Origin of the sequence: Salinimicrobium flavum (genome assembly GCF_042684505.1) — a bacterium.
Taxonomy (GTDB): domain Bacteria; phylum Bacteroidota; class Bacteroidia; order Flavobacteriales; family Flavobacteriaceae; genus Salinimicrobium; species Salinimicrobium flavum.
In genome coordinates this window covers 86,471-108,905 of sequence record NZ_JBHULT010000008.1, presented here as the reverse complement: position 1 = coordinate 108,905, position 22,435 = coordinate 86,471, and the positions used below count along the sequence as shown (strand labels likewise).

Here is a 22,435-nt window from a genome sequence, read left to right as displayed (position 1 = left end):
ATCCCTTCTCTCGACCCTATTTTACCTTATTGTTTTGAATTGCTTTAGATTTCACTCTTTTTCCTAAGTCATTTACCGCATATACAATCAAAAGTAACTCCAATCCCACTTGTGGCATTCTGAATCGGAAACCGGAATAGGTAATAACTGTTATCCCAATTGTAGAAATAACCAGTCCCCATGCTAAAGATTTAACTAACGGATTTCCTAAAAATACAAAGATATATAAGAGAGAAAGTAGAGCGAGAAACTGGAAGCCCCAACGCCCAATTTCAAGAATACCTGGTCTGGGAGTTTCAGGAAAGGGATTAAAGGCACTCTTAATTTTAGTACTTACTATCGGGAGGATGAGATGGGGGTTCTTTCTAATGAAATCAAGTGTAGCATTCTTATAAAGCTGCATTTTTTCCACCTCATTATACCTTTTAGAGCGATCAAAATTATAATCCGCAAGAACCAGAGTCTCATCTGCTAGATCTCCTTTGGTGTTGGTGTGATTTTTAATCACCTCCCCGTTCCAGCCTTTTGCCAGTACCGCTCCTGAAGAGGTTGTCAGGACAAATTCATTAGTATCCAGGACATAAAAATTTCTAACGATCCAGGAAAATATAATGCATGTGGCAATAAAAGAGGAAATTATCACCTTCTTCAGCGCAAATTTTCTCTGAAGAAAAAGGACTATCCATACAGAAAAAGGTAAAAAAAGGAAATATGGATGAGATAAAATCAAAATGCCTGCAACAATTGCTTGCCATAAAAACACAGTTCCTTTTTGGTAGTGCCTTAACAACATGTAAATCCAGAGTGTAATTAAGAAAAAGGTAATAGGCTCTGAGAGAAAAACCCGAGAGTAAAGCTGCCAGGCAGGGCTTACTGCATATAAAAAAGTGCCAATAATCAACCCCAGCCCATGAAATTTTAGCAGCTTTAGCATCCTGTAAAAAATAAAAATTCCTAATAGGTGAAGGAGAAACTTAAAAATAATAATGTTAGTCAAGCTATATCCTGAAATCAAAAAAACTCCGGCAATTAAAATCGGCCAAACAGGAGGTCTCCAGGTGCTATGGCCAGCAAATTCATAATTCTTTTGAGAAATAGTATCTTTTTGAAGTTCATTTATCAGTCCATCATCAAAGCTCAAATGTCCATATTTCTGAATTTTTGCCAGGCTGACTCCTAGGCTGACATAGTCATATGCATCACCTCCAATATCATATTTCATCGATTCTGCGGTGAAAAAATTATAAAGAAGGATAGGAAGAGCTAGAGCAATGGCAAAAATTTTGATCCTCTTTAAATAATCTGACATATTACTTTGAAATAGTGTTGTATTTTAAAATGCACCATAAGGCTCTGAGTCCATCTTGCCAGTTAATTTTTTTTCCTTCTTCATACGTTCTTCCATAGTATGATATGCCTACCTCATAAATTCTTATTTTTGGAATTCGACAGATTTTTGCCGTTACTTCTGGCTCAAATCCAAATCTTTTTTCTTTTAAGTCCAAGCCCTTTAAAAATTCTGCACGAAATAATTTATAGCAGGTTTCCATGTCAGTGAGATTTAAATTTGTAAAGGCATTGCTAACAGTTGTCAAAAATTTATTTCCGATGGAGTGCCAGAAGAACAATATGCGGTGAGGATTTCCTCCCATGAATCTTGATCCATATACCACATCAGCTTTACCGGCAATTACAGGCTTTAGAAGTCTGTTATATTCTGTAGGATCATATTCAAGATCGGCATCTTGAATAACTATAAAATCGCCTGCTGCTAGTTTTATCGCTTGATGAAGTGCCGCTCCTTTTCCCAAATTAGAAGTTTGGTGGTAAATGGTTATGTCGGTTTCAGGATTAGCAAGCTTAAATTCTTCCAATAATACCTTTGTTTTATCAGTTGAAGAGTCATTTACTACTATGATCTCCTTTTCAAGAGAGAAATCTAGCTTCAGTTCTTTTAAAACTTCCAGAATGGCAACAATAGTTTTTTCTTCGTTGTAAGCAGGAATAAGAACAGATAATTTTTGCAAGTCTATACTTTTAGATTTGTGGAACAAATAACAATTTTTATTTCATTTTGAAGCTCACATAAATCCTAACTATTTATTTTTTCTGCTTTTTAGGTCAATTTTGAACCGTGAGCTCAGTAACTGCGGAGTTTGAAAATGTAAAAACTGTGTAGAGGCAAATTAATGGTTTTTGTCTATTTTGTTTAATATATGTGCTAAAAAATAATTATATATTTTTGACCTCAACAGAAAATTATATTCTTGCAAGAGGCGCTGTGATATTCTGAAAAAGGCCCAAACATAAATTTGTTATTTTCAGCTGTATTTTAATAATAGATAAATTGAATAGAGTTGCCCTTTTTATTCCCTGTTATAATGAGGCTAAAAGAATAGATCTTTCTTCCCTTCAGAAATTTATTGAAGAACAAAATAACCTAATCGATTTTTACTTTGTTGATGATGGAAGCAGTGACAATACCTCCGAAATAATAAGATCTTCCCTTACAAAAGCAAAAAACTGTTTTTTAATACCTATTTCTTCTAACCTGGGAAAAGGAAATGCAATTCGATATGGAATTCAAAATGTAGCTTGTGAGCATTACAAGTATTATGGTTTTATAGATGCCGATCTGGATATTCCTTTGCATCAAGTGTTAAAACTTTATGAGTGCCTGGAAAACACAGAAGCATCCTTCGCAATTAGCAATAGAGGGTTTTATAATGAGTTTCAATTCTTTCGGCTTAGGTCCTATATTAGTTTAATTATGGTTCAAATAGCCAATGGAATAATTGGTTTCAGGCCATTTATAAAAGATACTCAGTGCGGTTGCAAAATGCTGAAGGCAGACTTAGTGGATTTGTGCTTTGGACAAAAGTTTGTATCACAATGGCTCTTCGACATAGAAATTTTTTTAAGATTAAAAAGGCACCGGTATAATGCTCGTAATTTAATCGTCGAGGTCCCATTAAAAATCAGCAAAAATGCCTTAAAGTCAACTTCAAAAGTACTTAGTGGGCATAAAATACTTTATCAACTGTATTTAATTAAGCAACATTATAAGTAATGCCCCATATTTCAGTTAAAACAGGTATAGGTGTAGTGCTTTTTTTGGCGCTAATTTTTCCCTTTATTTTTCTTGGGGGATTTACCCAGCTTTTAATGGATGATTATTGCCGGGCGGGAATCTCTCTGGCCGATTATCCAGGTCAAGTAGTATTATGGTTTGCAGAGCATAATGGTAGATATATTAATGCTTTGATGGCTTTACTTCCTGTCTATACCCTTAGTGTCTATAGAATAGTTCTGATATCATTGATGGTTACATTGTTTTGCGCTTTTGTCTATTTAATGCAGTTCCTTTTCAAAAGATATGGATTGAGTGATTCTTCAGATTCTCCGCTTCTTTTGGCGGTCGTAAGTTTTATTGCTATGATAGCTTTGCTGCCTTCATTAGACGAGTTTTTCTACTGGTATGCGGCTGCTATAGTCTATGAAGTGTCTGGTATTTTCCTGATTTTTCTTTTTACGGAACTTTTGAATTTCTGGTTTAAAGGCAGATTAAACTTTTATAGATTAGGAATTCTCACCATTCTAATTAACGGGAACAGTGAACTAGTGATAGGAATTACAAATCTCCTTCTTTTGTCTACCCTGATTTTTCATTACATCAGAACTAGAAATTTCGATTTTCGGTTATTTCTGCTTAATCTTATTAGTTGGGTATCTACCTTACTTTTGATATATGCGCCGGGAATGACACAAAGACAAAACCAATTTACTTATGGTGGTGATCTATGGGGGTCTGCAAAAGTTGCTCTCTTTTATGGGACAAAATTTATAGGGGTCTCCATGTTTAGTCTTACGCAGATTCTCTTTTACCTTTTTACATTTTTTTTCCTGTGGAAATTAAAAAAGGGTTTTAAAAAGAAACTAAACCCTATTAATCCAATTATCCTTGGTATTCTTTCTTATATCTCAGTCTTGAGCATGGTATTTATTATGTATTATGCGATGGGAACTTTTAAAAGTTATGGCCAATGGAGGGCATTTAATCTTCTGCGATTGATCACCTTTATTTTATTTGTTGTCAATATTTTTAATTTAGTTTGTTTTCTCAAGGAAAAAGAAATTAATCTCAGAATTCCGAAGTACTTAAATTCATTAATTTTAGTAGGATTTATTTTCTCCCTAAGTCAAAATAAGAATTACATTGCTCTTCACGAGGGGTTTTTATCTAAAGACTATTTACATCTTAAAAAAGAAATGAAGAAACGAGAAAACCAAATTCAGAATGCAGAGGGAGAAGTTATTGAGCTTCAGTCGATTTCAAACACTTTCTTTCTGAATTCCGGAGATGAAGAGATTCGAAAGGAAGAATGGGTAAGAAAATGTTACATCAAATATCTCAATATGAAATATGACAAGGGATTTTCAGATGTTAAGTTCAAAAATTAAAAGAATTGAAAGGTAAAATACCATTATTCTGGTGGAGTGAAACCCGTCTAATGAATAAAGCCAGGGAAAATTATGGTGATCTCCTCTCCTGGTTTTTAGTTAAAGAAATTTCCCGAAGGCCAGTAGAATGGGTGCACCCTAAAAAAAAGCCTTGGTATAGAAAGAAAAGAAAGCACTATTTGGTAATTGGAAGCATTTTACATCATGCTACTGAGAAAAGTATAGTCTGGGGAAGTGGAATAATTGATATGAGCCATCCAGTTCCTGCCGCCAGTTTTTTAGCTGTACGCGGTCCCAGAACAAGAAATTATTTGATAAACAGAGGATATACGTGTCCTGAAATTTTTGGAGATCCCGCATTGTTATTACCACAATTCTACTCTCCAATTATAGAAAAGAAATACAAATTAGGTATTGTACCTCATTACCACGATTATCAAATTGTGAAGGAAAGATATGAAGGTGAAGTCGAGGTTTTAGTAGTGGATATTATGACAATGAGAATTGAAGAAGTTACTGATAAGATTTTAAGCTGTGAACAGGTGATTTCTTCTTCGCTTCATGGCATTATAGTCTCTCACGCATATGAAATTCCCTGTGTATGGGTCAAATTTTCCAATAGACTCTTTGGAGATGGGGTGAAATTTTTGGATTATCTGGAATCAGTGCAACTTCCGGTTTATGAACCTTCCTTTCTTGCTGAAAAATTACCTGTAGAGGAGTTGGAAACTCTCCTCAGGAAAAATCCTGCTCTTCCGGAACAAGCCATTGTTAATGATCTTCAGAATGGATTACTAAATTCTTGTCCATTTCGCTAATATTCAGAAACTTTATTATCAAGATACTTTTCTATTCCTAGAATCTAAAATTAATGGCAGACGCAAATCAGGAAAAAAATAAGCAGCATTACGAAAAAGTGTATGAGAATTATTCTCTTAAGAATATTCTTTGGTGGCTTAATCATCTGGAGGAGTACTTCAATTTTGTTACTACACATGAAACTAGCTGGTATGGGCTTTACCAGTATAATTTTAGAGAAAAAATCATCGATAAAAAGGTGTTGGAAATGGGGTGCGGAGATTGTAACAATGCTGCTGTTATGGCTGCTCTTGGAGCAAGAGTATATGCTAATGATTTGGCCAGTTCCAGTGGTAAGATTGTTGATGAATTAAATAATAAGTATAAGTTTAAATATCCTATTCAATTTGTTCCAGGAGATTTCCTGGACAATAAACTAAAAAGTGACTCCTTTGATTTTATAGTAGGTAAGGCTTTTCTACATCATCTAACGGTGCCTGTTGAAAGAAAATTTTTAGCCGAAACATCCCGACTTCTTAAAGAGTCAGGTGAAGCCCGTTTCTTTGAACCGGCAGTAAACAATATGATCCTGGATGAAATAAGATGGTATATGCCAGTAGGAGACAGGCCTTCAAAATTTAACAAGCAGGCTTTTGAGCAATGGAAATTTAATGATCCTCATCCCGACAGGAGTTTTAGCAGCCGACATTTCAAAAAAGCAGGAGAGGAGTTTTTTCAGGAAGTTGAAATTACTCCAATTGGTTCGCTGGAAAGGTTCAGGAGGCTTTTCAAAGTAGGAAAGCTAAGCGGGAGATACACTAAGTGGGCACTAAAAAATGAAAAACACTTACCGGAGGTTCTAAATATTAGCATGGCAAGAAGCCAGCTTATCGTACTAAGAAGACCAGCCTAATTTTTTTTGGTAGCCTGATGATCCTATATTTCATTCCCCTTAGCTTATTGTAAATGAATCTTCCCAAGAGATAGGTATTAGCTTTAATATAGAGCTTGGAATATCTGGAAGGAATAGTCTTTTTCCGGTGATCGTGTATGGTCCATCTATCGGGGAAGAAATCCTTTTCATTGGAAAGAGTACTTTTTTCTCCTCTAAACTTGCTCAATGGTCTTACTACTTTGGAGTTCTCCTTTTCACCAAGCCATGCAACCCACCAGGAAAATGTGGAATTACTGATTATATAGTCATCACTTCTGGAACCTAAGGCAAGCTGTTCTATTGGACTTAAACCTTCCAGAAAATACGCGTTGGGAAAATGGGAAAAATGGAATTTACAATATGCTATATCATCGCTTATAAAAATAAGATTGCGTTCTTCCCAATCTGGAAAATATTCTAGCAGGGCGGTAAAATAAAATCTATATGATAGTTGAAAATAAAAAGGATGATGAATAAAATCTCCTCTTCTAACACTTATTAAAATATTCTTTCTGTCAAATAAGTATTCGTATTCTTCTAGAAGGGGCTTTATAAAGCTCTCTTTAAACTTAAAGACGGTATTACGTGTAAACGGAATATCAAAATATTTTTCAGACTGCAACCATCCTTCAATGTCATAATCCATATCTTGCAGCTCCCATTCATAAAAGTGGAATTGTTTTTCTTTTATATATTTAAAATTATTATTCTCTGGGGCTTTTGGAAATGTATAATCAAAGAATTCCTCCAGCCGCCAGGAAGGGAAAGCATAGGGCTGCCCGTTTTTTTTAGCAATGCCTATAGTAGAGGCGATATGAAATAGTTGATTACCTAAATTTCCTTTTTTTTCCAGTTTAGAAAAGGTGATCATAGAGGCAGTAGTTTTAACAAAAGTAATTAAATTTTAGAATGAATCGGTTTCAGCTAATCGAGAAGCTCATAAAGGAAAATAATTATACCTCCTACGTAGAAGTAGGAGTATATCGGGGAAGACTTTTTTTACCCTTAAGATGCAAGAAAAAGATTGCTGTTGATCCGGTAATGAAGATAAATTGGCGTGGAAGACTCGTTTGGGTTATAAAGAACATATATAATCTTAATAACAGATATTTCGAGTTGACCAGTGATGAATTTTTTAAAGAAAAGGCTCCAATATTGTTCAAAGAAAAAGGGGTGGATTTATTTTTTATAGATGGCTTACATACTTTTGAAGCCAGTCTTAAAGATGTTCTGAATAGTTTAAAGTATTTGGATAAAAATGGCATTATAGTTATGCATGATTGTGTTCCTCCTCACCAAGCTGCTGCTACTGCAGCACCTTCCTTTCATGAAGCTGAGAGAATGGAAATTGAAGGATGGACAGGGCAGTGGTGCGGGGATGTATGGAAAACAATTCAATATCTGAAAATAAAGTATCCAGAGAAATTGGAAATTACAGTATTAAAAGAAGATTTTGGCTTGGGAATTATTAAAACAAAAGAAAGTTTTCTTGATGTAAAGATTGACTCTCAGCTTTTTAAAAAGCTTAAAGATCTACCTTATAATGTGTGAAGTGGAAATGGTTTACAATCCTTCCTATACTGGCTTGAGATATGATATCATTAAAGAAATATCAGGAGCTGACAATGTGGTATTGGATGTGGGCTGTGCAACGGGTTCTGCCGGAAAATTTCTTTTACAGAACAAAATTGCACAGAAAGTTTATGGAATAGAATATTCTGAAGACATGTCTAAAGAGGCAGCGGAAACTTATGAAAGGGTATTTAATGGAGATTTAAATGATGAAGGATTTAGGCTTAGTATTGTAAAAGAAATACCTGAATGTGATTATATTATTTTTGGGGATGTGTTAGAGCATTTGGTTGAACCGGAAACGGTTCTAAAGGAACTTAAAGATATACTAAAGGAAAATGGTAAAATAATTATTTCCTTGCCAAATGTTGGTCATCTTGAAACCTTTATTCAATTGTTTATAAAAGGGACATGGCCAAGGAACAATCGTGGAATATTTGATAAGACTCATTTGCGCTGGTATACGAGAAAAGATGCCATAGATTTAGTTCTCGACAGCGGTTTGGATGTTCTGGCCATTAGGAGAAATTTCAGGGCTAGAGATTCATTAGGGTCAAAGTTTAACTGGAGATATAATTTGATCAAGATCCTTAATAAGGATTTAGTAACATTCCAGTATATAATAATTTGCAAACATGCTCAGTGATGTTTACGTAATAATAGTTGCCTATAATGCCACTCAATGGTTGGAGGAATGTTTACAGAGCGTTTCAAAATATCAGGTAATTGTAGTGGACAATAACTCCAGCGATGGGACAAAAGATTTAATAAAGAAAAATTTTCCCCAAGTAAATTTAATAGAACAATCTGAAAATCTTGGTTTTGGACGGGCTAATAACATTGGATTGAGTCGGGCACTTTCAAGTGGGGCAAAGCATCTTTTTCTCTTGAATCAAGATGCCTGGATACTGGAAGGCTGTGTGGACAATCTGGTAGATCTACAAAAGAAAAATCCTCAATATGGAGTCTTAAGCCCTGTTCACCTAAACGCCAAAAAGGACAAAATGGATGTTATGTTCTCTAAACATATATCTTTCGAATATAATCCATATTTTTTATCCGATCTGGTTCTTAAAAAAGAGCAAAAAGACCTCTATGATTTCCCTTTTATTAATGCAGCGGCATGGTTGATTTCCAGGGAATGTATTGAGACTGTCGGTGGATTTGACCCAATCTTTTTCCATTATGGAGAAGATATTAACTATTGCAGCAGAGTAAGATATCATGGATTTAAGATTGGTCTCAGTGTAGACAATTATATTGTCCACGATCGCGAGACAAGAAAGCACAACCTGGAAAACTTCACTAAAGCTTATTTGGATTATAAGGAACGAAACTATAAGGTTAGATTTGCCAGTATAACCACTCCGATTTCTGATGAACTTAAAAGAAAACTAGCCGAACTCAAAAAAGATATTTTAAAGAACATTTTATTTTTGCGTTGGAAAGAAGCGCATTTCTATTTCACAGAATTAACAATGATCAGAAGAATAATACCTGAAATCATAAAGAGCAGAGAGTTGAATATGAGAAAAGGAAAACATTACATCAATTAAGTAAAAAAGTATAAAAGTGGCTTTAGAAACCCGAATATATCAAAAGGAGAATAATCTAAAGGTGAGTCAGTTGCTTAAGGCCAGCCTTATGGATATTTATACCTCCAGGTTTCTGGCAAGGCAGATAGCCGAAAGGGATATTAAGGCTCAATACAGGCAGTCCTATCTTGGAATTATCTGGGCTTTTATAACTCCACTGGCCACAGCTGCAGTGTGGGTCTTTCTAAACCTTTCGGGCACTATCCAAGTAACCGACACCGGTATCCCTTATCCGGTTTATGCGTTTTCAGGAACATTGATCTGGTCTATAATTGTAGAAGCTATTAACGCTCCAACGGCGAGCACCAACTCTGCTCGGAGCATACTGACCAAGATCAATTTCCCAAAAGAAGCTTTAATCATTTCCGGAATCTATAAATTGCTATTTAATTCATCCGTCAAAATTGTTCTCCTGCTGGCTTTTGTTTTTCTTTTTGGTATTGGCTTTCACTGGAGCATATTTCTTTTGCCTTTAGCTATCCTTATTGCTTTGGTATTTGGAACTACCATAGGATTATTCTTAACACCGCTTAGTATGCTATATAAGGATATCGGAAAGATCGTTTCGGTTGGCCTTTCCTTCTTGATGTATGCGACTCCAGTAGTGTATGCCATCCCAGAATCGGGGATAATGAAGGCCCTAATGGAAATAAATCCCATAAGCCCAATAATACTAACCAGCCGTAATGTATTAACCGGTACCATGCCGGAATACCTGCCATATTATACCGTGACTGCCCTGGTATCCTTTTCTTTATTGCTTGTGGGGCTGGTATTTTACAGGGTATCCATTCCTATTATTGTTGAACGAATGAGTGCATAAGATGGAAGAAAAAGAGGTATTGGTAAAGGCAGAGGGTGTTTCCAAAAAGTTCTGTAAAGATCTTAAAACCAGCCTGTGGTATGGAGTTAAAGACCTGGTGAGCAATTTAAAAGGGAATCAACCAGAGAGAATTCTAAGGGATAAAGAATTCTGGGCCGTAAAGGATATTAACTTTGAGTTGCGCAGAGGCGAATGTCTTGGACTTATAGGTCACAACGGTGCCGGAAAATCTACGTTGCTAAAAATGTTGAATGGCCTAATTAATCCCGATGCCGGGAAGATCACTATTAAAGGCCGGGTTGGGGCCCTGATAGAGCTTGGTGCCGGTTTTAATCCCATTTTAACCGGAAGGGAAAATATCTATAACAATGGAGCGGTGTTGGGTTTTACCCGTAAAGAAATAGATGCCAGGCTAGAGGAAATCATAGAATTTGCAGAACTTCGGGAATTTATTGATATGCCAGTACAAAATTACAGTAGTGGGATGAAGGTGAGGTTAGGCTTTGCGGTTGCTGCACAGATGGAGCCTGATGTACTATTGATTGACGAGGTCTTAGCAGTTGGAGATGTTGGGTTTATTTTAAAATGTTTTAAAACCATAGATAATATTTTACCAAAAACAGCGGTTGTTTTTGTTTCCCATAGTATGCCAAAAGTTTCCAGAATTTGTAATCAAATTTTATTAATGGAAAAAGGAAATGTCAAATTCTCTGGACTTGATATCGGCAAAGGTTTAGATTATTATTATTCAAGTTTTCGTAATAATGAACAAAATATAATTTTTACAGATGGGAACCTTGAATTGAAAAATAGTACTATTATAAATTTTAATAATTCATTTCAAGGAGTGCCAGAGATTAAATGGGGGGAAGATTTAGAAATTAAGTTGCACTTCAGTTTCCAAAGAGAATCACCATTTATATTCATTCTTGTTATTTATGATAAAGAGCAGCGTGAAATTGCTTACCTCCACGAGAATACTAAAAATCTGAAATGTAAAGGAGGATCTTTGGAATTCACAGTAAAGCATAAAACTTTACAACTTTCTAAAGGTTATTATACCATTGATGTATCAGTACATGCTATGAAAACCCGGGAGCCCATATTAAGAATAAGTGGTGCAATTTCTTTTCATGTAGGCCATCCACGGGATATATTTCCACCTTTTTTATTACAAACGGAATTTCATCAGAACGATTAAAGACATGTTTAGAGAGTTAGAAAATGTAGTTCTAAATAGCCCAAACAGATTCGAGTTGTGGGAAAAATTCATAGTAAAATTTGAGATAAAATATTTTGCCGAAATCGGTGTTTATAGAGGTGAATTCGCGGAAGCCATGCTTAGAAATTGTCAGTCACTTGAAAAATACTTTATGATTGATCCTTGGCGATATATTTCTGATTGGAACAAACCTGCCAATACAAGTAATCGGGAATTTGAGAAGTATTACAATGAAACATTATCAAGAACTGATTTTGCGAGGAACAAACGTTTAATTTTGAGGGGGAGAACAAAAGAGATTGCAGGAGACATAGCTGATAACTCGTTGGACTTGGTTTACATTGATGGAGATCATACCCTCAAAGGAATTAGTATAGATTTATTGACATATTGGAATAAGATAAAAAACAATGGATTTATTGCCGGGGATGATTTCTGTCCGAATATTTGGCAACACAAAGAGAAGTATGAACCTACCCTCGTTTTTCCTTATGCTGTTTATTTTGCAGAAGCAGTAGATTTCAAAATTTTTGCTCTGCCATTTAATCAATTTATTATTTCAAAAAATCACAAAGGGTTTGAGTTCGTGAATCTCTCAGGGGATAATTATTCTAAAGATAATTTACTAAACCAAATGGAGTATCTTGAACGGACAAGAAAATATACCTGGATAGACAAGATTTTTAAAAGATTATAGCAAATGTTTTTATTTAAAAAATTATATAAACCTTTAAAAGACCCGCAGAGAAACCTTATTGGGAAAGTTTATTTTATTCATGTTCCTAAAAATGGTGGTACATCTGTTGCTAAAACACTTGGTCTTACAAGTTATATGCACATAAAAGCATGGGAGGTAAAAGCTTCAGGCAATAATCATCTCTTAAAAAATAATTTCTCGTTTGGAATAGTTAGAAATCCTTTTGACAGGTTTCTTTCTTTGTACAATTATGCTAGAATGGAAAAAAGTTATTACCACGACAATATTGTAGAGCCAGTGGATCTATCCCGTCCTAGACATCTTGATTTTAAATTATTAAAGAATGCCTCTATTAGAGAATGTGCCGAGTATTTGAAAAATGATAAATTGAAGCATGATGCCCAATGGAATCAATGGGTGCCGCAGTATACTTGGCTATATGATAAAAAGGGAAGGAAATCTTTGGTGAAAAAGATATATCGTTTTGAAAATTTGGAAGAATTGCGAAAAGATCTAAACAAGCTCGATTTCTCTATTTCAAGTTTTCCTGTTCTGAATTCTTCCTCTCACCAGCTGGATTATCGAGAATTGATAGATGAAACATCAAAAAAAATTCTTGAAGAATACTATGAGAAGGATCTGAAATTATTTGGATATAAATTTTAAGTTGAATAGAGAAGAAAATATAAGTTTTTGTACAATCATAACCGCTGATTACGCGCCCTATGCATTAGTCTTGCATGATTCCCTATGTCGGTTTAATAAAACCTTTCACTTTTCCGTTTTTTTGAGCAAAGGAGGACTTTCTGAAGCATTTGAAAAAGAATTTTTAAGAAGAAAATATGTTCAGTTATATGATTTTAAGGATCTTCAAAATTTTTCCTATGCTAAGGATCTTAAAGATAAATACTGTGAGGAACGGCACGATGCTTTTAGGTGGGGAATGAAGCCTGTTTTCATAAACTTTCTTTTGGAATCATTTGAGAAAGTTATTTATTTAGATTGTGATATTTATTTTTTTAGTGATTTCCATTTCTTATATGAAGAATTAAATCACGTGGCCCTACTATTAACCCCACATTGGAGAAATTCTAATCCTTTGGTGGAATATGATAATTTTAAACTTAATTTTTTAGAAGGTCTTTATAATGCAGGTTTTATAGGTGCTTCACGGGGTGCCGAACTTGCCCTGAACTGGTGGGCTAAAATGATCCTATTTAAATGTGAAGTGAATACAGCGGAAGGATTTTATGATGATCAGCGATATCTTGATTTACTCCCAGTGCTTTTTGAAAATACTGGAATTTTAAGGCATAAAGGATGTAATGTCGCTAACTGGAATAAAATTTTATGCAATCGCACATTAAATGACAATGGAGAAGTGACTATTAATAATCATTTTCCTATAGTTTTCGTTCATTTCACAAATTCGCTGCTAACTGGTGTTTTTTATAAGAATGATAAGCTATTAAGTTTTCATTTAGAGCAGTATAGGGATAATCTCTTAAAATATTCAGATGTGGATATAATAGAAGAATTTTCAAAGAAAGTAAGATTTAAAAAACTTTGGAGCGAAGAAGATTTTACTCCCGAGAGGCAAACCATTACTATTGCTAAGAGAATAAGAAGCTTGGTAAAAAAAATCTATAAAAAAATATCATGAATATAGCTCTCTGTTCTCCCTCCAAAAATGCTTATTCTGAGACATTTATTCAGGCTCACAAGGATTTTTTGAAAGGAAATGTTTTTTACTACTACTCCAGTGAATTGCCTGGTAGGTTGGAAAATGGCCTGGTTATAAATTCCAGGAAAAGTAGGATTATCGATATTTTTAAAGGACATTTCCATCTGAACAAGTATTCTTTAGGAGAGCAGGCGCTTATTACCTCATTTAAAAAGAATAAAATTGCTCTTGTTTTTGCCGAATTTGGGCCAACAGGAACCCGGATGATTCCTATATGCAAAAAGTTAACCTTGCCTTTAATAGTTCATTTTCATGGTGTGGATGCCAGCAAATATGATGTTATCAAGAATAATGATAATTACAGGGAAGTTTTCAAGTACGCCAGTTATGTAATTACAGTATCCAAGGAGATGTATGCCAAATTATTACAGTTAGGCTGTCCCGAAGAAAAACTGGTGTATAATGTATATGGTCCAAGAGATGAGTTCTTTGAAGTATCACCCGGATTTCAAAATCCCCATTTTATTTCGATTGGAAGGTTTGTAGATAAAAAAGCACCTTATTACAATATTTTGGCATTTAGTAAGGTTCTTAAAAAATATCCTCAAGCCAAATTATTTATGGCCGGTAAAGGTGCTTTATTAAACTCCAGTAGAAATCTCGTAAAATATTTTAAGCTTGATAAAAATATTATTTTTCTGGGGGTTATTAGCTCCGAAGAATTTCGGCATCATATGGAAGGCTCTCTTGCTTTAATTCAACATTCCATTATAGCAGAGGATGGAGATTCTGAAGGAACGCCATTGTCTGTACTTGAAGCCAGTGCAGCAGGCTTGCCGGTAATTGCCACCCAGCATGCGGGTATAAAAGATGTGATCATTAATGGAGAAACAGGTTTACTTGTAGAGGAACATGATGTGGAGGCTATGGCAGCAGCAATGATTCAGGTTCTGGAACAGCAGAATTATGCCAAAAAGATGGGTGCGGCAGGAAAGAAATATATACAACAAAATTTTACCATGGAAAGACATATTTCTCTGCTCAATAAACTTATTTTTAAAGCACTTAGCGAATCTTTCAGGAAAGGAACAAGCTAATCCGCTTATCTTCAGAATATATGTCATCACTTGTTTCCATTATCGTACCCACTTACAATCGATATGAATTCCTCGGTGAAACCCTTGAGAGTATTATAGCTCAGTCACACAAAAATTGGGAATGTATTGTGGTAGATGATGGTTCTAATGACTATACATTAGAATTAATTGAATTCTACAAAGCTGTAGATCCTCGTATCCAATTCCATTCCAGGCCGACTTCAAAACTTAAGGGGGCCAATTCCTGCAGGAACTACGGATATTCCTTGAGTAAAGGCTGTTTTGTGAATTGGTTTGACAGTGATGACCTTATGAAGGAGAATTTCCTTCAGGAGAAGGTGCAAAGCTTTGATAAGGGGATAGATATTGTGATATCAAAACATGAGCTGGTGAGCAATGAAGGGAAATTTATTAGAGAAGAGAAAAGAACCCGGCCAAGTGAGAATCTTCTAAAAGACTATGTTTGCCTTGAAGTGAGCTGGTATCTTCCGGACCCTATGTACAGAAGATCCTTTTTGGAGAACAAAGAGCTTTTTGATGAGAAATTGCACAGAGGACAGGATCGTGATTTTCATATTAGAAGACTTCTTGAGAGGCCTCAAATTTATTTCATAGATAAGTACCTTACCCAATACCGGCAGTCCCTGTACTCAATTTCCAATGACCTTTCAATAGAAGTCGTAAGATCAAATTATGAAGCCGTAAACCGACAGTTAGAGACGGTTTTGGCGCAGAATGCATCCCGGGAGATTAAATATTATTATTTAAAGGATCAGTTGAAGAAATATCAGTACTTGTGGAAAATGAAGGGAATAACAAGGCGAAATTATCAGTTGTTTTATCGACTGGCCTTTCCTAGTATTCATTTCGTCATTTGGTTCGTGAAATATACTTTTGCTGTTATTTCTTTTTCTTTATTCGGAAAAGGATATGTTTTTCTTAAAGGGAATTAACAAGATAAACCCAAAGAGAACTTTTTTAAATTTCATTTGATATCTTGCTGAAAAATTATAGTGCAACCTCTTGTTTCCGTCATTATACCCACTTATAATCGAGCTTCTCAAATAGGAGAAACTATAGATTCCATAGTTTCTCAAAGTTATGATAATTGGGAATGCTTGGTAGTAGATGACCAATCTGAAGATTACACAGAAGAATTATTGTCATTCTATAGCAGCAGAAACTCTAAAATAAAATATCTTCTAAGAGATTCAGCTCCTAAAGGAGCTTCACGATGTAGAAACATTGGTTTGGAGAAGGCGCAAGGAGAATTCTGCATTTTTCTGGATTCAGACGACATACTTCTCCAATCCTGTATAGAAGATAGGATTAAAAGAATTGAAGCAGATCGAAACAAGGATTTCTGGATATTCCCGATGTATGTAAATACTTATGAAAAAGAATTGCAAGAAGTAAAAATTCCAAATAAGAAATCATATTTGCAGGATTTTCTAAAATGTAAAATTTACTGGCAGACAATGTGTACTCTCTGGGATAGAAATTTCGTAAGATCTATTAAAGGATTTAAGGAATCTTATCCCAGGTTAAACGATCCTGAAATCCATATCAGAGCAATGATCCATTCCCAATTAAACTACAGTGTGTTTTGGGAAAGTAATCCAGATAGTGTTTATAGACCTGCATTTTCAAAAATAGGATTCGACATTGCCCGTAAATATTTTCAATCACTAATGCTCTTTATTCCTGATATATCTTCAGAATTAAAAGAAAATTTGCTTCCGCACCTACTCCCGTGTTTAAAAGGATATCTTAAAGATTATCTGAGGGAGTCACTTCAATATAACAGTAGACAAAATAATCTTGTCCTCTTTAAGGTCTTTTATAAAAATAACATTTTAACTTTCTACCAGTTTTTAACTTTGTACGTTCAATATTATACCCTCCTTATCCTGGATGTTTCTGGTAAGAAGGTAAGAAAGAAAATGAACAACCTACTGGAAAAATAAAATGGATTTTAAGGTTTCAATTATTGTACCGTCATATAATCAAGCTCAATATTTAGGTGAAGCTTTACAATCTGTTCTGCATCAAACCTATTTAAATTGGGAGTGTATTATCGTAGACGACGGAAGTCAGGATAAAACGAAAGAAGTAGCTGAATTGTTTATTTCAAAAGATCCCAGGTTCAAGTATTTTTATCAAGAAAATAGAGGGCTCAGTAGTGCTCGTAATTTTGGAATAGATAAATCGGTTGGGAGTATTCTTCTGCCTTTAGATGCTGATGATAAAATTTCAGGTGACTATATTGAAAAAGCACTTAAGGTATTACAAGATGATCCGTCAATTAAAGTAGTGTATTGTGAAGCTGAAAAATTTGGAAAGGAAAGTGGACTCTGGGAATTAGAAACTTTTTCGCTATTCAATCTGAGCAGAATGAATATGATTTTTTGTAGTGCCCTCTTTAGGAGAGTCGAGTGGGAAAGGGTAGGAGGATTTGATGAGAACATGAAGTACGGTTGGGAAGATTGGGAATTTTGGATATCTATCCTAAAAAATGGAGGTGACGTTAAGAAGCTCGATTTTGTTGGTTTTTATTATAGAATAACCGATAATAATATGCATAGAAGGATAAGCAGAGATCAATATACCTATCTGTTTGAATACCTTAGTGTAAAACATGCCGACTTTTTTGTTCGCTATTTTGGTTCTTTTCATGCGATGAATCAGGATTTACAGAAAAAAGAGAATGAAATGTCAGCCATATTGAAAAGCGAAAAGTTTGTAATTAATCTTTTTTGTAAGACATTTTTTGGTTTCTCTCTATTTAATAAAAAAAGATTATAACATTAAATTGAACGAAATTGATTACATCCGTTGATCCTAAGTGGTTTAAAGTTTTTGCAGTTATTTTGAATTACAACAGTGCAAAAGAAAGCATTACCTTATTTAAAAATTTAGAAGAACAGAATTATAAATTCTTAGAGATTCTGGTAATTGATAATGATTCTTCTGAATCGGATCAATTCGAATTAAAAGAGAATATACCTTCCGAAAGTTTAATCATTAACAACAAGAATCTAGGATACGCCGGCGGGAATAATATTGGAATTGAAATTGCTCTAAATAAGAAAGCAGACTATGTTTGGGTATTAAATCCCGATATAAGGGTTAATGATCAAACTCTCCCTATACTTCTTAAAACAATTTCAGAAGATGAGACCTTAGCTGCAGTGGGACCGCGGATTATTCATAGGTGCAATACCTTGAAGATTTTTTCTGATGGTGAAATGTTGGTAATGGATAAGAAGTGTAGCACAACTCAAAAAAATTATAATCGTATAATTTCAGAAATACCAAAAACTATTGATTACCAAATCGATTACATTAATGGAAGCAGTATTCTATTAAATTGTATAGCACTAAGAGATATAGGGAAATTCCCGGAAAAATATTTTTTGTATTTTGAAGAAACGGATTGGTGTTTTAGGGCTCGAGAAAAGAAATGGCGCCTTGCATTAAATTCTAATGCAGTAGTTTTTAATCTTACCAGTGCAAAGGAATCTGTTTTTCATTATTATTTTATGCGTAATAAGTTGATATTTTGTAAAAATTATCACCCTAACTTTCCCCAGGTGAGGAGTTATTACTTTAAAAGCCTATTAGTAGAAGTATTCAATAGGTTTAGAGGGAAGTATTTTAAACCTTATTTTAAAAGCCGTTTCGAAGGTTTTATTTCAGGTGTTTTTTACACTACGTTTAAAACATAGTTATTAATTTAATAGGAATAAAAGAAAAGTCAAATCTTTAAAAAGTATTCTTCCGTTAGGTAAAATCAGAATTGGTTTGAGGTATTTGGTGTAAAAAGAAAATCTTATTTAATGCACGACCCGTTAATTTCCATAATCATTCCAATATTTAATCGTGCACATGTTGTTAAGGAAACGCTCGACAGTATAAAAAAACAGAGTTATAAAAATTGGGAATGTATAATAGTGGATGATGGAAGTGAAGATGACATCGAAAAAGTCATAGCCCAGTATTCAGAAGAGGATGTGCGTTTCCAATTTTATAGGAGACCCAAAAATAGATTAAAAGGAGCTAATTCTTGTAGAAATTATGGATTTACCCAGAGCAAGGGAGACCTTATTAAATGGTTTGACAGTGATGATATAATGCTCTCCCATCATCTTGAGATTGCTTCGAAAACATTAATAAGGAATAAACTCGACTTCGTAATTACTAGTTCTTTAAACTTTGATAGTAACACGAAAGAATTCTTAGGAGAACATTTTGTATTTGATAGAAAGAAAGCAGAAATAACGGCAGAAAATTTAGCACTTAATAAAATCGGTTGGATAACAGATGATTTCTTAGGAACAAGGGAAATTGTTGAAAATATTACTTTCAATGAAGAAATTTTTTATGGAGATGAATATAATTTCTTTATCAAACTTTTGCATCAACATTTTTCGGGCTGTTTTATTAACGAAATTGTAACTCACAGAAGAATCCATATTGACTCTATTACTTCAGAAAGTACAAAAAATGAAATTTACTTTGAAAAAATCATTACTGCCCTCAAGTTTCAAACTGCCCGTGATTTAGTTATTTATGATGATAAAAAACTTATACGCTGGTTCTTAGCAGGCTATATGAGATATTCTTTTCAATTAGGAATTAGAAAAGCCAGTATTCCTTTTTTTATACCGGCATTTAAATTAATATGTAGATATTACTCTATTGCAAAGGGGATGGCTTTTTTAGTAGCGTTATTAGGAGCAAAATATTTCAATAAAGGTTATAAAATTATGCTTTATGCAAGGAAATAAGAAAAAGCCTTTATCCCTAATTTCGGTTGTTATTCCTTGTCATAATGATCCTAATGTGGCTAATGCTGTAAAGTCTGCTGTAAATCAGACTTATGTCAACAAGGAGATTATAGTGGTAAATGATGGATCTGACGACAAAGATACTTTAAAGGCCATTTCATCGGTAAGGGATAAGATAGATATATTAATCGATCAGGAGAACAAAGGCCAAAGTGTTGCGAGGAATAATGGTATCAAAAGATCCTCCGGAAGTTACATTTTAAATCTTGACTCAGATGATTATTTTGAAAACAGCTTTTGCGAGAAAGCAGTAATGGTTTTTGAGAGAGATCAAGATGTGAAGATTGTGACCTGTAAAGTAAATAGAACTTATCATGGGCAGGATATTGGTATCTTTGAGCCTGCAGGTGGGGATATTAAAAATTTTCTTTTTGCCAATGCCGCGGTAGGTAGTTCTATGTTCAGGAAGAAGGATTGGGAGACTACGGGTGGGTACGAGGAAAATTTGCCAATTTTAGGCTTTGAAGATTGGGAGTTTTATATTCAGCTTCTTAAAAATGGCGGTCATGCCTATGTTATCCCCGAACTCCTTTTTCATTATCAGATAAGAGAAAACTCAACTACCCAACGAATACGTCATCTAAGGCAGGAAAAATTCAAATATATTATTTTAAAGCATAAGGATTTATATCAAAAAAATTTCGAAGAATTAGTAGGAAACCTGTTCGAAAGAATTGAAAAGGAATCAGGCGACAAGAAGAAAATAGAGAATGAAATAACATACCGTCTGGGTAAGGCTCTTCTAAAACCATTTCAAACCTTTAGATCAATTATTAGAAAATAGTATGAAGGATCTACAGGTTACGATATTACTAGCTTCGCATAACAGAGCCTCATTTATCGTGGAGACTTTGAAATCCATTAAAAATCAAACCTATTCTAATTGGGTTTGTTACATAACTGACGATAATTCTTCTGACAGGACTGCGGAAGTAGTGAAAGATTTTATCAAGGGCGATGACAGATTCAGCTTTCACACCAAACCCGCTACTTATAAAAAAGGATTGTCGGGTACACGTAACTTTGGAATGGACCTGGCACGGGCAGGAGGTGCTGAACTCATCCAGTTTTTTGATGATGATGATATCATGTATCCTAAAAAACTGGAGTTGCAGGTTAAACCATTTATAAGAAATAGGACTCTGAACTTTACAGTGTGCAAATATGAAAAAATAATCCAAATGAATGGGGACGAAACGATCATTGCCAGCCCCGAATTGAATTTGAGACATGAACATATTGGAGATGCAGTATTAACCGGGAGATTTAAGATGAATAGTCTGAGTGGTCTCTGGAATATGGACCTTATTGACAAATTCCGTTTTGATGAAAGACTCAGATATGCAGAGGAATGGGAGTTGTTTATAAGAATTGGATATGAATACCCTAATAACTATGAGGTGGTAGATCATTTTCTTTTTGGTTATCGAAAGCATCCAGGTACTTTAACCATGGGAGAGGATGCAGATTATGAGAGAAGGAAGTCGACCTCGGTAAGCCGGTTGATCCTCGTCAATTACCTGACAGATAACAACCTGCACACTAAAAAAAGTATTATTTTCTTTACCAGATCTTTTTTGACCTATCAGTACAATCCCGAAGTAGTCGAAAGGTTATTGGTTTACGTGAAAAAGAGCACAACACTTGGGACTAAACTGGAGTTTTTTATCAAAGGAGGTCTTTTTCTAAGCAAGCTACATTATAAGGTTCTCGGTAAGATTTCTACCTGGGTTTAAAACATAATTTAATGGACTTTACCACCAATAAACTAATTTCGATCATTATTCCTACTTTTAACAGGAGTAGTATTTTGGAAGAAACCCTGATGTCTGTTCGAAATCAAACTTATGCACATTGGGAATGTATTGTAGTGGACGACGGCAGTACAGATGATACGGCTCGGGTGGTAGAGAAATTCACAAACATGGATCCGCGCTTTAGATATTATCTTCGAAGTGGTGATTTTCCTAAGGGAGCATGTGGTGCCAGAAATTATGGTTTTTATAACAGCCGCGGAGAATATATTCAGTGGTTAGATGATGATGATCTTCTTTCAGAGAACAAACTGGAACTGCAGGTTTTAAAACTTGAGGAGGATAAAACTCAGAATTATTTCACCACCTGCAATTGGGATGTCTTTTGGCAAGGTAAAGATTTTAAACCTCACAATGTAATTGATGATGATGAGGTATTGAGAGCAGAAGAGTTTTGTCATTCATTGTTAAAAAAGGAAACATTTGTTCCACCGCACGCTTACTTAATTCCAAGAACCCTGGCGGTACTGGCCGGCCCCTGGAACACGCATTTATCCATAAATCAGGATGCTGAATACTTTATTAGAATAATCTTGGTTTCAGATGGATTAATAAATACTAAAGGATGTCACGTTCTTTATAGAATGCATAGTGGAGAAAGGATAAGCAGTTCCTTTAATTCCAAAAATTTAGCTTCTCTTTTATATGGTTATAAGTTGATACAGGCGCATCAAAAACTAAGAGATGTGAAAGCTAAAAATTTCATGAAATGGAAGTTGAAGAAATTACTCTTAATGTTTGGAAGTTCAGATAAGGAAGTCATAATGGCTAATAAATACCTTTTTATTGAAAATGGTCTGTTTCCTTCGCGATATCCTTATTACCTTGCCAGGTATAAAATATTCAAGGCAATTATGCCCTGGTACAAACGAAATTTTAAATAGGATA

Annotated in this window: 24 protein-coding genes; 21 read left to right on the top strand and 3 right to left on the bottom strand. The window is 34.7% G+C overall.

The window, feature by feature from the left end:
* Positions 1 to 16: 16 nt before the first annotated feature.
* Positions 17 to 1,309 (bottom strand): ArnT family glycosyltransferase, encoded by a 1,293-nt coding sequence (locus ACFSTG_RS08635; protein ID WP_380751159.1) that lies wholly within the window; start codon positions 1,307 to 1,309, stop codon positions 17 to 19.
* Between the two features lies 1 nt (position 1,310).
* Positions 1,311 to 2,027 (bottom strand): glycosyltransferase family 2 protein, encoded by a 717-nt coding sequence (locus ACFSTG_RS08630; RefSeq protein WP_380751156.1) that lies wholly within the window; start codon positions 2,025 to 2,027, stop codon positions 1,311 to 1,313.
* Positions 2,028 to 2,347: 320 nt separating this feature from the next.
* On the opposite strand from ACFSTG_RS08630, the gene ACFSTG_RS08625 reads away from it, so the two are divergent.
* From ACFSTG_RS08625 to ACFSTG_RS08610, 4 genes are read left to right on the top strand one after another with little or no spacing between them, the layout of a single operon-like run.
* Positions 2,348 to 3,070 (top strand): glycosyltransferase, encoded by a 723-nt coding sequence (locus ACFSTG_RS08625; protein WP_380751153.1) that lies wholly within the window; start codon positions 2,348 to 2,350, stop codon positions 3,068 to 3,070.
* On the top strand, positions 3,070 to 4,461 hold the full coding sequence (locus ACFSTG_RS08620; RefSeq protein ID WP_380751150.1) for a hypothetical protein: 1,392 nt from the start codon (positions 3,070 to 3,072) through the stop codon (positions 4,459 to 4,461). Before ACFSTG_RS08625 ends, ACFSTG_RS08620 begins: the two co-directional genes overlap by 1 nt.
* A gap of 5 nt (positions 4,462 to 4,466) precedes the next feature.
* Positions 4,467 to 5,279: a polysaccharide pyruvyl transferase family protein gene (locus ACFSTG_RS08615; protein ID WP_380751147.1), complete on the top strand. Its 813-nt coding sequence runs from the start codon at positions 4,467 to 4,469 to the stop codon at positions 5,277 to 5,279.
* Positions 5,280 to 5,332: 53 nt separating this feature from the next.
* The gene (locus ACFSTG_RS08610; RefSeq protein WP_380751144.1) at positions 5,333 to 6,172 is read left to right on the top strand and encodes a class I SAM-dependent methyltransferase; all 840 of its coding nucleotides are present in this window, start codon (positions 5,333 to 5,335) and stop codon (positions 6,170 to 6,172) included.
* On the opposite strand, the gene ACFSTG_RS08605 is transcribed toward ACFSTG_RS08610, so the two are convergent.
* Complete coding sequence (locus ACFSTG_RS08605; RefSeq protein ID WP_380751141.1) at positions 6,147 to 7,064, bottom strand: alpha-1,2-fucosyltransferase; 918 nt, start codon at positions 7,062 to 7,064, stop codon at positions 6,147 to 6,149. The two genes, ACFSTG_RS08610 and ACFSTG_RS08605, sit on opposite strands and share 26 nt — an antisense overlap.
* A gap of 38 nt (positions 7,065 to 7,102) precedes the next feature.
* Here ACFSTG_RS08605 and ACFSTG_RS08600 point away from each other — a divergent pair, with 38 nt between their 5' ends.
* The 17 genes from ACFSTG_RS08600 (at position 7,103) to ACFSTG_RS08520 (ending at position 22,431) form a co-directional block, all read left to right on the top strand.
* Positions 7,103 to 7,744 (top strand): class I SAM-dependent methyltransferase, encoded by a 642-nt coding sequence (locus ACFSTG_RS08600; protein WP_380751138.1) that lies wholly within the window; start codon positions 7,103 to 7,105, stop codon positions 7,742 to 7,744.
* The gene (locus ACFSTG_RS08595) at positions 7,737 to 8,411 is read left to right on the top strand and encodes a class I SAM-dependent methyltransferase (protein ID WP_380751135.1); all 675 of its coding nucleotides are present in this window, start codon (positions 7,737 to 7,739) and stop codon (positions 8,409 to 8,411) included. The genes ACFSTG_RS08600 and ACFSTG_RS08595 overlap by 8 nt, the downstream gene beginning before the upstream one ends.
* Positions 8,401 to 9,321: a glycosyltransferase family 2 protein gene (locus ACFSTG_RS08590; protein WP_380751132.1), complete on the top strand. Its 921-nt coding sequence runs from the start codon at positions 8,401 to 8,403 to the stop codon at positions 9,319 to 9,321. Before ACFSTG_RS08595 ends, ACFSTG_RS08590 begins: the two co-directional genes overlap by 11 nt.
* Before the next feature lie 16 nt (positions 9,322 to 9,337).
* Positions 9,338 to 10,183, top strand: a complete 846-nt coding sequence (locus ACFSTG_RS08585) for an ABC transporter permease (RefSeq protein ID WP_380751129.1) — start codon at positions 9,338 to 9,340, stop codon at positions 10,181 to 10,183.
* 1 nt (position 10,184) lies between these two features.
* Positions 10,185 to 11,384, top strand: coding sequence for an ABC transporter ATP-binding protein (locus ACFSTG_RS08580; RefSeq protein ID WP_380751126.1), 1,200 nt, complete (start codon positions 10,185 to 10,187; stop codon positions 11,382 to 11,384).
* 4 nt (positions 11,385 to 11,388) lie between these two features.
* On the top strand, positions 11,389 to 12,102 hold the full coding sequence (locus tag ACFSTG_RS08575; protein WP_380751123.1) for a class I SAM-dependent methyltransferase: 714 nt from the start codon (positions 11,389 to 11,391) through the stop codon (positions 12,100 to 12,102).
* Positions 12,103 to 12,105: 3 nt separating this feature from the next.
* Entirely contained in the window at positions 12,106 to 12,768 is a 663-nt protein-coding gene (locus ACFSTG_RS08570; protein WP_380751120.1) for a sulfotransferase family 2 domain-containing protein, read from the top strand.
* A gap of 1 nt (position 12,769) precedes the next feature.
* Positions 12,770 to 13,765, top strand: a complete 996-nt coding sequence (locus tag ACFSTG_RS08565) for a glycosyltransferase (RefSeq protein WP_380751117.1) — start codon at positions 12,770 to 12,772, stop codon at positions 13,763 to 13,765.
* Positions 13,762 to 14,883, top strand: a complete 1,122-nt coding sequence (locus ACFSTG_RS08560) for a glycosyltransferase (RefSeq protein ID WP_380751114.1) — start codon at positions 13,762 to 13,764, stop codon at positions 14,881 to 14,883. The genes ACFSTG_RS08565 and ACFSTG_RS08560 overlap by 4 nt, the downstream gene beginning before the upstream one ends.
* Before the next feature lie 20 nt (positions 14,884 to 14,903).
* Positions 14,904 to 15,836, top strand: coding sequence for a glycosyltransferase family 2 protein (locus ACFSTG_RS08555; RefSeq protein WP_380751111.1), 933 nt, complete (start codon positions 14,904 to 14,906; stop codon positions 15,834 to 15,836).
* 60 nt (positions 15,837 to 15,896) lie between these two features.
* Positions 15,897 to 16,850 (top strand): glycosyltransferase family 2 protein, encoded by a 954-nt coding sequence (locus ACFSTG_RS08550; protein ID WP_380751108.1) that lies wholly within the window; start codon positions 15,897 to 15,899, stop codon positions 16,848 to 16,850.
* A 1-nt stretch (position 16,851) separates the two neighbouring features.
* Positions 16,852 to 17,688, top strand: coding sequence for a glycosyltransferase family 2 protein (locus ACFSTG_RS08545; protein ID WP_380751105.1), 837 nt, complete (start codon positions 16,852 to 16,854; stop codon positions 17,686 to 17,688).
* A gap of 17 nt (positions 17,689 to 17,705) precedes the next feature.
* Positions 17,706 to 18,611: a glycosyltransferase family 2 protein gene (locus ACFSTG_RS08540; RefSeq protein WP_380751102.1), complete on the top strand. Its 906-nt coding sequence runs from the start codon at positions 17,706 to 17,708 to the stop codon at positions 18,609 to 18,611.
* Between the two features lie 111 nt (positions 18,612 to 18,722).
* On the top strand, positions 18,723 to 19,673 hold the full coding sequence (locus ACFSTG_RS08535) for a glycosyltransferase family 2 protein (RefSeq protein WP_380751099.1): 951 nt from the start codon (positions 18,723 to 18,725) through the stop codon (positions 19,671 to 19,673).
* Positions 19,660 to 20,517 carry a glycosyltransferase family 2 protein gene (locus tag ACFSTG_RS08530; protein ID WP_380751096.1) on the top strand — a complete coding sequence of 286 codons (858 nt, stop codon included), beginning with the start codon at positions 19,660 to 19,662 and terminating at the stop codon, positions 20,515 to 20,517. Before ACFSTG_RS08535 ends, ACFSTG_RS08530 begins: the two co-directional genes overlap by 14 nt.
* Before the next feature lies 1 nt (position 20,518).
* Positions 20,519 to 21,469, top strand: a complete 951-nt coding sequence (locus tag ACFSTG_RS08525) for a glycosyltransferase family 2 protein (protein WP_380751094.1) — start codon at positions 20,519 to 20,521, stop codon at positions 21,467 to 21,469.
* Positions 21,470 to 21,480: 11 nt separating this feature from the next.
* A complete protein-coding gene (locus ACFSTG_RS08520; RefSeq protein ID WP_380751091.1) occupies positions 21,481 to 22,431 on the top strand; it encodes a glycosyltransferase family 2 protein in 951 nt (316 codons plus the stop codon).
* Positions 22,432 to 22,435: the final 4 nt, after the last annotated feature.